Source organism: Paenibacillus sp. KS1 (genome assembly GCF_001680695.1).
Lineage (GTDB): Bacteria > Bacillota > Bacilli > Paenibacillales > Paenibacillaceae > Paenibacillus_B > Paenibacillus_B suaedae.
Map to the genome: position 1 here is coordinate 1 of NZ_MAIS01000340.1, position 336 is coordinate 336.

At 41.7% G+C, this 336-nt stretch carries 1 pseudogene; it reads right to left on the reverse strand.

The features are described from left to right. Nucleotides 1-81: 81 nt before the first annotated feature. A pseudogene (locus BBG47_RS30540) lies at nucleotides 82-336 on the reverse strand (RNA polymerase subunit sigma-70); the annotation flags it as partial.

Consider the following 336-nt stretch of genomic DNA (forward strand, 5'->3'; position numbering starts at 1 on the left):
TCATTTAGGTTCACTAATTTGGAAGGAATGAAAAAAAATGCTGCCTCACGTCATATCATGACGTGGACAGCATCGTTCATCCTATTGCAGTTTAATTTTCAAATTCCGATCCCAATGTCGAATATCGAAACTAAACAAGCAAAGCTCCGTTTCGGTTCCCTTAAATCCGCGATAGATGTTCATGAATTTGTTGGAGTTCCTCCAATCTACCCAGTTATTCTCCCATTGGTAAAATAGGACTTTCCCGTATATCCTCTCATTCCCCTGTTTTATGTATGTCTGAGAAGCGCCGCTGTACTCTAGATTCTCGCTCTCGTTCTCGACATACAGGTCACC